General features: G+C 45.9%; 12 protein-coding genes. 4 read left to right on the forward strand and 8 right to left on the reverse strand.

Annotation, left to right across the window (positions count from 1 at the left end; all coding sequences use genetic code 11):
* Positions 1-52: 52 nt before the first annotated feature.
* Entirely contained in the window at positions 53-1,273 is a 1,221-nt protein-coding gene (locus tag HZA73_07185) for a hypothetical protein (protein MBI5805813.1), read from the forward strand.
* 138 nt (positions 1,274-1,411) lie between these two features.
* Entirely contained in the window at positions 1,412-2,494 is a 1,083-nt protein-coding gene (locus HZA73_07190) for an SUMF1/EgtB/PvdO family nonheme iron enzyme (GenBank protein MBI5805814.1), read from the forward strand.
* A gap of 322 nt (positions 2,495-2,816) precedes the next feature.
* Here HZA73_07190 and HZA73_07195 read toward each other — a convergent pair whose 3' ends face one another.
* The 3 genes from HZA73_07195 to HZA73_07205 form a co-directional block, all read right to left on the reverse strand.
* The gene (locus tag HZA73_07195; protein ID MBI5805815.1) at positions 2,817-4,538 is read right to left on the reverse strand and encodes a recombinase family protein; all 1,722 of its coding nucleotides are present in this window, start codon (positions 4,536-4,538) and stop codon (positions 2,817-2,819) included.
* A gap of 70 nt (positions 4,539-4,608) precedes the next feature.
* Positions 4,609-4,809 (reverse strand): hypothetical protein, encoded by a 201-nt coding sequence (locus HZA73_07200; GenBank protein MBI5805816.1) that lies wholly within the window; start codon positions 4,807-4,809, stop codon positions 4,609-4,611.
* Between the two features lie 26 nt (positions 4,810-4,835).
* A complete protein-coding gene (locus HZA73_07205) occupies positions 4,836-6,509 on the reverse strand; it encodes a toprim domain-containing protein (protein ID MBI5805817.1) in 1,674 nt (557 codons plus the stop codon).
* A 144-nt stretch (positions 6,510-6,653) separates the two neighbouring features.
* Here HZA73_07205 and HZA73_07210 point away from each other — a divergent pair, with 144 nt between their 5' ends.
* Together HZA73_07210 and HZA73_07215 are read left to right on the forward strand one after the other, a co-directional pair.
* Positions 6,654-6,881, forward strand: coding sequence for a hypothetical protein (locus HZA73_07210; GenBank protein MBI5805818.1), 228 nt, complete (start codon positions 6,654-6,656; stop codon positions 6,879-6,881).
* Positions 6,882-7,218: 337 nt separating this feature from the next.
* Entirely contained in the window at positions 7,219-7,416 is a 198-nt protein-coding gene (locus HZA73_07215; protein ID MBI5805819.1) for a helix-turn-helix transcriptional regulator, read from the forward strand.
* Between the two features lie 674 nt (positions 7,417-8,090).
* On the opposite strand, the gene HZA73_07220 is transcribed toward HZA73_07215, so the two are convergent.
* The 5 genes from HZA73_07220 to HZA73_07240 form a co-directional block, all read right to left on the reverse strand.
* Entirely contained in the window at positions 8,091-10,880 is a 2,790-nt protein-coding gene (locus HZA73_07220; protein ID MBI5805820.1) for a class I SAM-dependent DNA methyltransferase, read from the reverse strand.
* Positions 10,881-10,967: 87 nt separating this feature from the next.
* Positions 10,968-11,648 (reverse strand): ribonuclease HI, encoded by a 681-nt coding sequence (gene rnhA / locus HZA73_07225; protein ID MBI5805821.1) that lies wholly within the window; start codon positions 11,646-11,648, stop codon positions 10,968-10,970.
* Positions 11,649-11,749: 101 nt separating this feature from the next.
* A complete protein-coding gene (locus HZA73_07230) occupies positions 11,750-13,228 on the reverse strand; it encodes a T9SS type A sorting domain-containing protein (GenBank protein MBI5805822.1) in 1,479 nt (492 codons plus the stop codon).
* Positions 13,215-13,742 carry a prepilin-type N-terminal cleavage/methylation domain-containing protein gene (locus tag HZA73_07235; protein ID MBI5805823.1) on the reverse strand — a complete coding sequence of 176 codons (528 nt, stop codon included), beginning with the start codon at positions 13,740-13,742 and terminating at the stop codon, positions 13,215-13,217. The genes HZA73_07230 and HZA73_07235 overlap by 14 nt, the downstream gene beginning before the upstream one ends.
* A 160-nt stretch (positions 13,743-13,902) precedes the next feature.
* Positions 13,903-15,111 (reverse strand): hypothetical protein, encoded by a 1,209-nt coding sequence (locus tag HZA73_07240; GenBank protein MBI5805824.1) that lies wholly within the window; start codon positions 15,109-15,111, stop codon positions 13,903-13,905.
* Between the last annotated feature and the right edge of the window lie 162 nt (positions 15,112-15,273).

Below are 15,273 nucleotides of genomic sequence, written 5' to 3' on the forward strand. Positions count from 1 at the left end.
ATTACTATTATATTGTTAAATGAACCTGCAATGTTAAAAAGGAGAGGTAGTAATGAACTACATCACAACTCTATTATTGGCATTACTCCTATTTACGGGTTGCGCAACTCGAAATATAAGCAGTAATTCAAACCTTATTAAATCAGTTCTTCTTGAAGATAACATTTCCCTTTTAAAGAGTTCATACACTGTGCAAAATCCACATGTAACATTACAATTAAAGCGTAGTAAGTCAAACCTTGTAATAAATAAATCAATCAGCAAAAGCAAAAGTTCGCTAACCACCCACGGGGCTGGATTTTTATGGGTAGGTCTTTCTGTTGGTGGTGGTCTTATAATAAATGCACAACGTGATTCTACCGCCAATGTCAGCGGTGGACTGGGAGGCAGTATTATAACAGCTATCCTCCCAGCATTAGGCGTTACTTATTTATTGGCCTTAATTGAGCCAACACATACTAAAACAAAAGTAGACAGCAACGTTGTAGAATCAAGTAACTGGCTTTCCCAAGTAGCTATAACAATCAAACTTCCAAACGGTGAAATAAAAAAGCAATTGACCGATTCTACTGGGAAAATACATATAAATTTAGAAGATTATCAAACCAACAGTGATTTGTTATTTAGCTTTCAGTTAGCCGACTATTCATCATTTCGGGATTCATTAACCATTCCCGCAAGTTTTATGGTTCAGCTTTCAAAATCTAAAGAAGAAGAGCTCGCAAGAAAGAAGGCCGAGGAGGAACAAAGGCGATTAGCAAACGAGAGCAGAATAAAAGAGGCTAAGACAGAGCTTGCAAATATTGATAATATTGTAAAAAGAAAAGGAGCCCGGCTAACTGGCGCAATATCATATTTAATGAGACTTGAAAAATTATCTGATGTTTTGGGTGACGACAAAAGATTTATTAAGCTTAAAACGAAGTTGCGGAGTCATGTTGATATAAGTATTGTGGTTCTTGCTCTTTCCAGCAGTCGTTTAGAATATTATAGAAGCATGGGTATCAATGATTTTTGTGATTATCATGATGATGCTGCAATTGCATTAATTCGTGCTTTTGGGGACAACACCCGTAGTGCATATAACGTGATTTTAGCTCCCACACTTGAGGAATCAATTGAATTAGTAATGAGACAAAGAGTAAGCGTAGAACCTGGTTATTATTCTTCTGAGCGGAGACGTGATGAATGCAATACATTTACATACGGCATTGAAAGAGTATTTGGACATGAGTTTAGAAAAGCCTTAGATAAAATCTGTATTCCGCATTGACAGCTGTAACCTGCATTTACTATTAGAGAAATCCACGCATATCTGGATATTTCATTATTAAATGATGCAATGATGGGAGTAGGTCACAGCTAATATTAAATAACCAGGGGTATAAAATAATTACAAAGGAGTCTGACCATGAAAAAGATAATATTCTCAATCTTGGCAATAACAGTTATTGCTTTTATGGGTTGTAGTAAAAACAATAAAGAGACAACTAACCTAAAGGATGGCTCTGTTCTCATAGAAATCCCTGCCGGGTCTTTTAGCATGGGCAGCAACGAAAACGATGACGAAAAGCCCGTTCACACAGTTTATTTAGATAAATACTACATAGGCAAATACGAAGTCACGGTGGGGCAGTTTAAAAAGTTCTGCAATGCCACCGGCACAACCATGCCAGAACAACCCAATTGGAATACCGGGGACAATTACCCGGTGGTGTTAGTGAGTTGGGACGACGCAAAGGCCTATTGCGCATGGGCGGGCTTGCGCCTGCCTACTGAGGCCGAATGGGAGAAGGCGGCCAGAGGGACAGATGGCAGAAAATATCCTTGGGGGAATGAATGGAATAGTTCCAAGTGTTACAGCGGAGAAAAGGGCGATAACGAAAATAACACTTCGCCTGTCGGAAGTCTTCCCACCGGCGTTTCGCCCTACGGAGCTTATGACATGGCCGGAAATGTGTGGGAATGGTGCAATGACTGGTATGACGAAAAATACTACAGCAGTTCGCCTTCAAACAATCCTACCGGCCCGTCTACTGGCGAATTTCCAGTGTTGCGAGGTGGTTCTTTTTCAGACGCTCAGGTCGAAATTAGAATCTACACCCGCTATCTCGGCTGCACCTTTGATAAGTTAGAAAACGTGGGTTTTCGAGTCGCAAAGACAAAGGATGCCACAACCCAGGAAGATATACCCCCTGCTCAAAAGGTCTCCAAGACAAAGGCCGCTGCAATCCAGGAAGATATACCCCCTGCTCAAAAAGTCACCAAGGCAAAGTTCACCAAAATCCAGGAAGGCATGTCCTATGCCCAAGTGGTAAAAATCATCGGTGCTGAAGGCGAGGTGATGTCGAGTAGCAAGGTGGAAGGCATTCCTGGAGTAATGGCGAGCATAACGACAAAGATGTATATGTGGCAGAACACGGACGGTTCAAACATGAACGCCATGTTCCAAAATAATAAACTCATGAGCAAGGCTCAGTTTGGACTTGAGTAAATAGTAAAATATAACTTACCATTGCAACATAAAAAACAATAGCCGCAGTTGACTGCGGCTATTAACGTTTATGCTTTACGGGGGCTATCTGTTCCCAGTGATGCAACTCCAATTGGCATTACATTGCCCACTTTCAAAAGCTGGTGTTCCATAACCCAGTCGAGGTTCTATCGCAATCTTTTGGCTATTGCTTACAACCGGATAACGTCCCTGGAATCGCTTAATCCAGGCGAGTTCCTTTAACCGGGGTTGTGGTCGATATTCTGGTGATAGGCCACCCTGGAGCATCCCAGACCCCTCACTGGGGCATTCAGGGCCTTGTTTAGCCCGTCCGAGTCAGTTCTTCGGATTGCTTAATCATATCGTCGATGGATTGCAGAGAATGGTAGTAAATGCTGCATTCTACAGACATTAACCAGTTGCAAATGTCGTCCACTTCAGCCAGCCATTCAGGAAGGACTGACGCTTTTGCATCAGTCCTTTTTGATTTTCCAATGACTTGCGACGGTTCGAACGCACGATATGCTTCCTCAAGGGGAGGGTAGTGAACCTCGATAGGCGCCAACCAGCAACTCGTTGTCAGACTTAGCTTTTGGTTCTTTAAAATCAGGTTCGAACCTAACGCAGTCAATATCTCCCGCTTGGTCTGGACATCGCCCTGGAGGAAGGCTAACCTGGCATTGCTGGCGAAATGGAAGGCCTTTTCCGTCAACTCCAGCCAGTCCGTTGTGCGACTATCCGTTTCTTTCATTTTGGTTTTCAGTATAGTGATTTGTTCCTGTAACTTGTTCTTCTCCACTAAAAATTCCTCATCGCCAATCATATCCTTGTAGCGCATCTGGGTAAGGTTGTCAAGGCTCCGTTGGGCTTGGGCCAGTGCTCTATGCTGGGATTCAAAGATAGCCGTTCGTTCTTCAATCTCCCTGCCATTGGCCTTACTCAAGGATTCCAGCGCCCAATCTCTAAACTCCGGCAGTATGGTAACCTTTGACAGCAGATCCGATATCTGAGTATCCAAGTCGGCGCCTCGGACATATTTTCTTTGTCCGCACTTTTGATACTTATTGCGCAGCGTACAGTGGTAGTAGACATGGTTCTTGAACTGGCCAGGCTTAGTTTTGCTCCGCTTGACCTGGACCTCGGCCGTTACCATGCACCCGCACTCCCCGCACCGGACCATACCGGTATATGGGAATTCATATACTTCCTCGTTTTGCTTCTCGGGCTTGTGGAGCATGGCCTGGACCCGTTCAAACTCCGCCATCGTGACCATCGGCTCATGCTTGCCTTCGTAAAGTTTTCCCATGTAGGGGATCAGGCCGGTGTAGAAGACCGAACCAAAAATCTTGTACGCCCCTGATACCGAAAGTATCCTGCCGCCCAGCTTCTTTGACTTTCGTGTCCTCAATCCCCATTCCTTGGTGGCCTTATCCAGCACTTTGGGCACGGTGTAGGTTCCGGTCAACATCAGATCCCACATCTTCCGGATTATAACAAAGCGTTCCGGATCCCTGACGATGGTCTTTTCGCTCTTGTCATTCAGATATCCCAGCGGTGGTCGGTTTGGTGCCCAGCCCTTGGCCAGCTTGCTGTCGGTTCCACGTTTGACATTCTTCCTAAGCTCGATGATGTACTGATTGGCCATGCCGCTTTCCACGCTGAATAAAAGTACGTTGTCTTCGGGCAAATATTCCCGTTCGTAGGTCTGGATGGATTTGAGTTTGCCCTGTTGTAATAACCAGCTGATTTCCCCGCTGTCTACCGGATTTCTGCTGAGCCGGTTAATCTGCCAGCAAAGGATCCCGTCAATCTTGCCAGCCTTGACCAAGCCCACCAGTTTCTTGAATTCCGGCCGCTCATCGGGATTTTTGGCTGATTTCTGCTCTTCCAGGCGCGCCGTGATCTGAAGGCCCTTTTCCCTGGCCAGACGTTCCAGCCGGTCAATCTGATCAGGGATGGATTGGACCTGTCTGTCCTCGGCCTCAGAGCTTTTCCTGGCATAGAGGACATACCTAAGCTTCCTGGGATTGGTTTGTGTTTCCATGGTGTTTCTCCTTGTTTTGGTTTGTGTCCGGATGCCGTCACCCGATAGCACCCGGACACTGTTTTTAGGGTTATTGGTCTTTGGTTTCCGGGTTCCCCTTGGCCGCCATCTCTTGGTCCTGCCGGGCAGCCATTGCCTGCATTATCAGACTCATAAGGTTGATCAGCTTACCTCCCTGGTCAATGGCATCTTCCCGTGATATTTCACTCCCAAAACGGTTACGGTGCAGTTCCTGGAATTTCCTGATCTGTTCATCATTCAACATCGCCATAAATACTCCTAATATTTTGAATATAACTATTTTACCCCACCCTGCGGCTCACTGGTCAGTCCTTCAGGCACAAAAACCAGCATTTTGCGGCGGTTGTTTTCGTCAGCTTCTTGGTAGATTAAGCCCGCCTCCTCCAACGGGGGCAATATATCCTGTCGAAGCTTGGTTTCACTCATGGTATGCCCGAAAACTTGGGCATACGCCACTACTATTTCCTGCCGGGTAATGCCTTTGGGGTTTGTGCCGCTGTTATTTGTATTTTGCTTTTTGAATAACGGCAATATGACCTCGGTAAAAACGCTAAGGATATACGGGGCCACGCTCAAATCCTGTGATTCTGCTATTTGTTCCCAGATTTTGAAGGCTTCGGCAATATCCTTTTCAGCCACGACCAACGTTTTGCCCTGTTTCTCCCGGAACCAGTGGTTTAAAAGGGCAAAAATCTTGGCAATATTCAATAGCCGGGCAATGTCCCGCTGATCCCTGGGTTTTAATTTGCGGTCTGTGGTAAAACGTTCATAGATACCGGGCAACAGGGACTCTGGGATTTTGATCTCCTCTATCTCGGCTTGTTGGATCCCCAGAATCCGATTCCTTATCAAAATACGGCTTGGCTGGTTTTCCAGGGAGGCTGTAAATTTGGCCGGGTTGCTTTGCCGGGCCATGGTCATCTTCACCGATTCTTTTAACCGCTCTTCGTTGGTATCCGGGCTCAATATAATGAACCTGGTGGCTTCCTGTTCGTCCATCAGTTGCCCGGCAGTGCAGTAGACCACCACCGGCCAGCCGACAAATTTGACGTTTTTAGCTCTCAGACCATATCGCTCTGACTTATCGGTTATCTTAGACAGTAGCTCTTTATCGTCGTGCGATAAAAGCGTCCTCAACCTCGACATCAGGTCCTGGTTGGGCTGGTCCAGAAATATGATCACGGTGTTTTTAAAATTGATGACATGCATATTTTCTTCCTCATCGTATTCGCCCACATCATGATAGAAGGCCGCGGCTGTACACTTGGAAAGTTTGGTCACGTTCTCCTTTGGGTATAATTTGGCCACCTCTTGGATAATATAGGTTTTTCCGTAGGAGGACGGGGCATTGAAGGAAACATTCAGCTGGCTGTCCGGACTATATGCCGAAAGCATGGCCAGAAACGCTATTACCTTGTTGACATTTTCTTCCACGATGGTCAAATCCAGCACCTTGGCAATATCCTCAAAGCCCATCTCCTGGAACTTGCTGGTGTCGATGCGGGTTGGGTAGGGGGCCGCATAGGTGGTGAACAGGTCTTCCGGCTTGCCCTGCAATTTTGTAAAATAGTCTGTCAAATCACCCTTGTCGCCGACCTCGTCTGGCAGCGTGATTATATGAACCGCGGAGAACCCGGCTTTAAACAGCGCCTGAGCGTGTTTGACTGCCGCCTTGTGCCCGGTGGGGTCATTATCAAAACAGAGGTAAATTGGCTGATCCTTTCGGACACCTTCCAGCCATTCCATCTTGAAATTCATGGCTCCGTGGGTGGAGGTGACGGTGGTTATTCCATTGGCGGTAGCGGCCAGGCAGTCCAGTTCGCCCTCGCATATCAGCAGCTTTTCGGTTTCTTCTTTTATGGACGCTGAATTGAACAAATGCATAGCCCCGCTGGGCCAGGTTATTTTTTCCGAACCGGCATCCGGGTCTTGCCGTAATTTGAAGTACAATGGTCTGCCATCGGACCCAAAAACCGGGATTGTAACCCAGCCCTTACCTTTGAACCAGCCGAAGCCCAATTTATACTGATCTATCAGGCTGTCCGGGATGCCCCTGTCATTAAGGTATTTGCGGATTCTGGCGGGCAGGTTGGCATGGCAGTATTCTACAAGCTCCGGGCCGAATTTTACTGGTTGTTTGGATTTCGGCTTGGCCGCGATATCAGCTGCCTTATCGCCAAGCTGGTTTGCGATGGTAACGATATTGCCTTTGGTGCCACATTTATGGCAATAACAGGCACTGGTGTCGGGATTGATGTACAAATGTTTTTCACTATCACGGCTATCTCGGTCACAGTCATTAAAAATACAATCAGTGACTAGCTCCCCATTCGCCATCTTGTAAGAGATCCCCTTCTGGTTTAGATAATCAGAAATCTGAATATAGTCCATTGGTCATAAGACCCCCTGTGAATAAGTTGTGTTACTGTGGATTGTTGGCTAATTCCCGGGTATTAATTTTGTGATTTCTTTCTTGCCATATTACACCTCCATAAATAATTTCACGCTATATTAATTTTATCATGATATCGAAAAATAACCAAAATACTCACATTTTACAAAACCACTCCCAAGCAAATATTTATCTACAGAGTTTAAGTATTTTGGATTTGTAAATAGTTTATGGTATAATTTAATAAACGATTATGGAGTATTTACAATGGAACTGAGTGAAAAAATCCACCAGGCAAGACGGGGCTTGAAGATGCGGCAAGGACAATTAGCAAAAACAGTGGAAATGTCCCAAGCGGCGTTGTCCCGGATCGAAGCCGGTAAAAGCCAATATATCCGGCCAAACACGTTGGCAAAATTAGCGAAAGCGCTGAACGTGTCAGTAGATTATCTGGTTGGCAGTTAAAACCTAAATAATCGGAGGTATGGTGATTTTATTATCGTGATATCGTTAGTATTAGTTGTCATTTGAAAAAGGCATTAAAAAACCGGAGCTAAGGAACCAGCAATTTTCATTACTGGTATACTTTAACTCCGGTAGGTTTTATCCGCTTCAGGCGGATTTATTGTTAACGGACGTCATCGACGTTTAAACTTCTTCAATTATTATCATTATATCATAATAAATAGGGAAAAGTCAAATTTCGGGAATTTTACCGTAAAGATTTATTCACTGCTTCGGACGTATGAAAAGTTCCGTCTAATTTTGAACAAATGGGCCTTAATGCGTATTTATTCTGGAGATTCACGAACCGAATTGTTGTTGCCAATGTACTGTAAGTAATTGTTATACTTAGCTTAAAGGAGCAATTGTACCGCAGTTTTATTGAAAAGTGCTACTCCGGCAGTTGGGCAGTAAAATACCAGGTGAAATGCGTCTATTTTTAGTATTTCACAAATTCTGCAATACAGAAATGACCGGGGGGCTCGGATCTTTATTGCGTATAATATATAACAATACCTATGGGCTCTATGTAAAAATCCAGATTTTTTGGTTTTTCCTAATAGGAAATCGTAACAATACCATCTGCAAGTAAGTTTTAATGAACCGGCCTGTGAGTGAGGGAGTGGGGCTGTTTGCTATTTCTTCCGGCGGGGTTTCTTTTTACTCAAGCCCGTCACCAACGGCGCAGTCAGTTTTTCGTAAAGCCCAAATAAATATTCTATCCGCTGGCGCTCACTGTCAAAAGGGTTTGAACGGTAGCACTTATCAACCGCCTTGTCCAACTGGGCATGGGCTTTGACCAACTTTGGCGGCATGGAAAGAGGATCGTAAAGATCGGCCAAAGTGGAATCCTTGAATTCCTTGCGCACATCTATCACGGCCTGGGCGGCTTCTTCTACGGCTTGGCGCTGTGTAAGGCTGGGATTTTCCGGCCAAGGGTAATTGTTGTAAACTAGTTTGTTGGAATAACGATAATCAGATTTTAAACGGCCACATACTTGCCGCACCCAAGCCATGTGCATTGCGGACGATAGAATCCCAAAATGGAATGGGGTTGCATTAGGGATTATCAAGGTGGCATCACTTGACAAAATGGTCGGCGAGATAAAACCAATCGGTATATATTTTCTGCGTTCGGAAGACACTCTTGGTATCAATAAATATGATCGTTTTGGCATATTCTCAACATGGAACCTCGTTGGCATTTCAGCTATTTTTCTGGTCGGGGCGCTTTTGCTTGCCAAACGAAATTTCTTTACGGCCTCAACCCTCGCTTTTGCATGGGACATTTCCCTCAGTTTGTCTGGTGGGCATTCACCCAGCCACAGACACCACCGCTCGATGCCGTTGATGAATTCATCTGCGCCAATCCATATCTTGAAATATTCCTTTGCTTCCGGCTCGGCGCGGAGGAATTCTTTCTTCTCTGCGGGCGTAAAAAGATAATTCCCATCATCTATGGGTTTATTGCCAATTCCCATCTCTGGCACATTGCACAATGGCTTCATCCTGTTCAAAATCGCCTGATCGGAGCCCTCCACCAGGTACGGACTGATATTCTTTGCCGTTTGAACGATTGATTGCCCCTCTTGTGGATAATCATAGATTTGTTTTGGGCTTTTATTGAAAGCTCCGAAACCTATTATCACGACATGAACATGTGCCTTACCCCGGGCATCGCTAGCCCAGGAAAAAGTCCGGTGTGCAAAATGAATTTTCAGCCCAAATATCTGAAACAACGGCAGCCACAATGCTCCAGCCTGTTCTCCTTGGCTGATGGAATTTGTGGAAACAAAACCAACCGTTACTTTTGTGCCTTGGATATATTGTGCCGCTTTGAAATACCACCCCGTCACATAGTCCAACAGTCCGCTACTTTCAACTCCAACCATAACACTGCATATGTCGGCCCGTTGTTCCTCAGTTTGGAATTTAGCCCCCACAAACGGGGGATTGCCCAAAACAAAACTGCATTTCTCCGGCGGCAATAATTTCTTCCAATCCTCCCTCAGTGCATTGCCGCATAATATGGTCGGGCTTTTGCGCAAGGGCAAACGGGCATAGTATTGGCCGAACATTTCAGCCAGTTTCAAATTCATCTGGTGGTCCATCAGCCACATGGCCACTTCCGCTATCCGGGCCGGCCATTCCTTGATCTCTATCCCGTAGAACGCATCAACATCTATTTTTGACAGATGCTCAATATCATGCACCTGCTGGCCGGTTAGTTCTTTAAGCAATTCATTTTCCAACTGGCGCAATTCGCGGTAGGTGATCACCAAAAAGTTGCCGCAGCCGCAGGCCGGGTCCAAAAACTTCAAACTGGCCAGTTTTTTGTGGAACCGCTCCAGTTCCGGCTTGTTCTTCTTAATTTTCTCGAATTCGGCCCGCAGGTCGTCCAAAAACAAAGACCGCACAACTTTAAGGATATCGCGCTCGCTGGTGTAATGCCCGCCGGACTGCCGCCGCTCCTTGGGTTCCATCACCGCCTGAAAAAGCGATCCGAAAATGGCCGGGGAGATCTGTGACCAGTCAAACCGGGTGCAGGCTAAAAGGGCATTGCGCATGTCCCGGTTGAAATCTGCAAAGTGCAGTTTTTCGGCAAACAGCGCGCCGTTGACATAGCGGAATAACGTAAGGTCTTCGTCAAGGTTCTTCTGGCGGTTTTCCGGCGGAGTGTTCAAGACCTCAAACAGCCGTGCCAGATGCAGGCCCAGATCGGAGCCGTCCTCCTTGGTGTGGTTTTCGATGTACAGTTTGAAAGTTTCGCGCTCAAATATCCCGGTGTCTTCGGCAAACATGCAGAAAAGGATGCGCACTAAAAAACGTTCCAGTTCGTGGCCCTGATAGCCGCCCGACTCCAAAGTGTCGTGAAGGTTGCCCAATATGCCCACGGCTTCCAGGTTTATCGGGTCCTGGTTTTCGTAAGTGTGCTGTTTATAGCCGGGTATGAAGGCAAAGGCGTGGATGTATCTGTGCAGTTCGGTTAAGGGGAACTCCACCGTTTCCACCCGCCACTGGTCAAACAAGGGCAGATCGCGCTGGCCCACCGGCTCCAGGTCGTGCAATGCGATTTTGGCAAAATCCGAGACTATTACATAGCGGGGAACCTCGCTTTGGCGGCCCTGGCTCACCAAATCCTGAATGTATTGAAAAGCCTGGGACCCAGCCTTGCTTAGATCCTTGCCCCGGCTCTTATGCTCCACCAAAAGCATCCCGCTCCAGAACAGGTCAATATAGCCGTACTGCCCGTTGAGTTTTTTGATCGGCTCCTCAAAACTGGCCACCACCCTGCGTTTGACGCCGAACACGCCAAAGAACTCGTCCCAAAAAGTTTTAGCCTCGGCATTCTCGCGGGAGGCGGTTTCCCATTCGTGGGAAAAACTGATAGCGTTATGTTTGATTTCGTTCCAGCTAAGTGGCATTTACCTCATCTCCGTCGTTTACTATATAAGATTACACCATTCAGCCATCCAAATGCAAGCAAAAAAGCCGGGCAGAAATGCTCGGCTTTATGTTTCTCTCTGGTGCCTTTTTGCAGCCTCAACCATATATTGAGCATGGCACCCAGGACAGTAAAAGTAGTATTCGAAATAGTACGGCTGATCACTCCTTAGTTTTCTGATCGGCACTTTCCTAACAACCGGCGTAGAACATTTACGGCAGGGTTGGCCCTCCCTGGTGATCTTGGTTTGCCCTGGGGTCTTAACAATCGGCTTCGGATTGTATCCTTCATCCTTCGGCAGGCTTGGATTTTCTCGGAATTGCATGGATAATTGGTCACACCTCTCATTATTAGTATCCCCGGCATGCCCTTTGACCCAGTTAAACTCCACCTGATGTTTGGCGCACAAGGCCAGCAATCTTTCCCATAAATCAACATTGGATACGCTGTCCTTTACATTACGGACCCAGCCTGCTTTCTGCCATCTCTTAGCCCAGCCTTGAATCATCGCATCCACCAGGTATTTGGAATCACTGTACAACTTGATTTTGCCGGGAGTTTTAATAGACTCCAAGGCGGCAATTGCAGCCATCAGTTCCATGCGGTTATTCGTTGTTAAGTTATACCCACCCGAAAGCTCACGGGTGCCTATTTCGTCAATAATAACAACGCCATAACCACCAGGGCCAGGATTAGGCTCCGCCCCGCCGTCTGTATAGATGATGATTTCTTTAGGTGCATTGCTCATAGTATAAATGATACACCAACAGCATAGTTAAAAGCAAGAAAAAAGCCGGGCAGTGATGCTCGGCTTAATAATTATTATTGGCCAGTTGTATAATTATTCCGTTATTTTAAAACTACGAACTTACCTCTGGTCACCAGTTTACCTGCTGTTACCCGGTAAAAATATATCCCCGCCGAAATTGACCTTAAGTTACGATTATTGCCATATAATTTTAAGTCATACGTTCCTGAAGTCTTCAAGCCCATATATGTATCGTCAATATTTTGCCCGCAGATATTGTATATTTTTACACTAACCGGCACCTGGCCAACAATCCCTTGCATACTATAGCGTAAAGTAATTTGTGCCCGTGATGGGTTAGGATATACATTGGCATTTAATACAGGTTTGCCGGGTTTGATAAAATAATCGGGGTATCCTTCAACACCCAATTCCTGATAACTGGTTTTTCGGGCATATATGTCCCAACCGGCTGAAGTATCGCGCAAATCCATCCAAGCACCGTATAATGCATTTTCATTTGCTGCCAGTACCAGGTTTTGCCGGTATCTTTCGCCAGATGTAGCTGAACTGCTTATTTTTACATTATTGCCTTCTATGGTACTGCCATTGTAGAAGCGCTGGCAATAATTGTCCACCCAATTTCTTTCATCAGTCCACCCAATTATAAAGCGGTTATTGTCCACCGAAATAGCTGAAGCATGCCCGCCCCAGATCAGCGTGTCTTCGTTTACTACTATATTATTGTCGACCGGTGAGCCGGATGAATCGCAGAACTGGGACATAATGGCCATACCCGCACCAATCATCCTGTTCCAAGACAGGCAATAGTTGCCTGAATCATTAACAGCAATACAGGGTTGTGCATAATCCAGGTTGACATCGCGCATGTTTATCCGCAAAGAATTGGCTAAGGGATTGCCAGTGGGATCAAACCTACGCCATAAAATATTGTTCGTTTCTGTCTGCCAGGTTATCGCAAAGCTGCCGTCTGGCTTCATGCATACTTTAGGGTCACAACCTGCCGAATCACCCAATACTATATTGCCCCCAACTGGGCCTCCAACAGCAGAATATTGTTGTCCATATATCTTCCACCCACCGCGGGAATCCATCCAAACAACGGTAAAATTACCCTGACTGTCGGAGGCAATATCCGGGCAATACCTTTCAGCCAGGCTGTTGTCATTGACTTTAAAGGCCGGAGCGATGGAATCCCCGTTAACATTAAATAATTGGCCATATACATCCCAGCCGTTGGAAGAATCGCCTATTTCCATCCAGACTGCGGCGTATCCCGAATTCGCAACTTTACAGATTGCAGGAAGCAGCCGGTAGTTTTTGGAATCCAGTTTTAAATTGCTGCCTATCGGGACACCGGCGGTATCCAAACATTGCAGATACAAAAAAGAACTATCCTCTATATCCTCCTGCCACATCAAAGCCGTTCCCTGCACACCGGAGACTATGGCCGCCCAGCCCTGCCAGTTTTTGCTAGTATCATCATTAACCCGGATGTCGGCGCAGGCCATGGAAACAGCTAGTGTCAGAAAAATGAATACGGCGCTATTTCTTCTCATGACTGGCCCCCTTTCCTCCGCTTGAACAAATAATTGTAAGCGGACGGTATGGTCCCATAGCCGTTATTTTATAACCAACAGCATAATTCCCTTCTCCTGCGGGGTTACCGGCAGCATCCAAACCTAAGTAATAGACACACCCGAACGGTTTTCTTGCGAGGCCGTTTCTTATTGCATCGTGCGTCGAGTCAACCGGATTGACAAAATCTACTGATATAAGCGCTTCAGATGGGAATGGTTGCTTGGTGGCACCAGCCATTACGTTATGGTTGGTGGGATTGGCAGGACATACTTGGGCAACCTCAGTATTTATGCCCCCCGCATAAACACCATCTGCTTGAGTGGAAAAATCTTCGGCGCTAAGTTGTATGCTGTACATATTGGCAATTATTGCCGCTTGCTTGGCATTTTCAGCGGAGGTTACATACTGTGAATATCCAATGGTCGCCAGCGCAAAAACAATGACCATTGCTGCCAGGAATTCCAGTAACGAGAAACCTTTTTGGTTTTTCATAACGATTCCTTTTGTGTATTAATTATATTGCATTCTTAAATATCAAATAAAATCATTCCACACCATCGGGGAATATACCTATACTATATACATGGGCACTGGGGGGGTAGAAAAAATATAGTTTATCAATTCGGAACAAGGATTATAGACCGGGTTTCGCCTATTTCTTTTTTGCATTCATCATCCATAGTTTATTGCCAAAGATATAATAAGGATGACTGCCGCCGACAGATGTATTGGCAGGGTAATTCCCTGGCTCAGCCATCGTTGCCACAGCGCTGTAGCCTGACAAAATGCTACCGGATAGGACACAGTAAGTATGGCTTCCCATCCAGCCATAACCGTATTGTGACGAGACCGCGCCCAACGGGTAACCATCGGATGGAAATGTTCCGACCACTATTGGACTGGTAGCGTTGCTCGCGTCTATTACTTGGAATTGGGTTGTAAAATTTACAAAGTTAATAAAAGACTCAATCAACACGGCATATTGACCATAGATGAAGCCTGGCTCCCAATTCGGCACCAAGCCATGATAACCCAGATATGGATCAGCGGGATTGCTGGCGTCAATGATATCCGGAAGACCTTGGTACCCCAGCACCGCCAGATTGCTGCCGACGAAAGCCATCTCATTAACAAGATACTTTTGTACCCCGCCTATCTTGTGCCAGGTCCCGTCGCCATGCCATACTATAAAACAAATGCTGTCAGGGTCCCAGGGTGAACCGATGGCCAGAATAGAATCCTTGATGGCGAATACATTTCTATGTCCGGGGATGTCCAAATGGAAGAGAAGCTGGGGTGAAGCCATCGTCGCCACTGAATAGGCATAGATACCCCGGTCATGGGTTGAGAACCACATCGTATCGTTGGAAAGCTTAATATGTTTAATGCATAGCGACGAATCCTGTAATTGCTGGGAATAAATTAGACTGGCCGATTGGGTATTATGGGAATATACCCGGTACCAGCCCCAATAATCTATTGTAGCCAGCTGACCTGCCCCGAATTTTACCGGCGAACCAAGCACCGGCCCCAGTTCCAAAAGATTTTGACTGGTGGGCTGTAAATAATATTGCACCGTATCTATCTTATCGATAGATTTGGGAAAATAATTAGTACAATAGATACCCGCCGTGTTACCCAGAGCCGACCCAGGCAGAATGGCCTGACCATAATTGTCGGTGGATACAGAGTAAGCATCCCAATCTATGCCGCCTTCAATCCAGGCCCCGGCTACAGGTATTCCGCCATCTGTCACCACTTTCACGGTTATGTTAGTAGAAGACTCAACCGGATTCTTTTTGCTACAGCCGGAAATGATGATCAACGTGATAACTAATACGACATAATATCTCTTCAGCATGTGGATACCCTCCGTCATAGTAAAATAATAATTATCATAATAAGCATACATCTAAGACCAATAAAATGCAAGCGAAATAATACCCCACGCCCTTCCACCACATATATCTTGATATATTTGCCGGCAAATACAAAAGACCGTTGCTGGTTAAACAACGGTCGA

This window comes from candidate division TA06 bacterium (assembly GCA_016235665.1).
In the GTDB taxonomy this organism is placed as follows: Bacteria; Edwardsbacteria; AC1; order AC1; family EtOH8; genus UBA5202.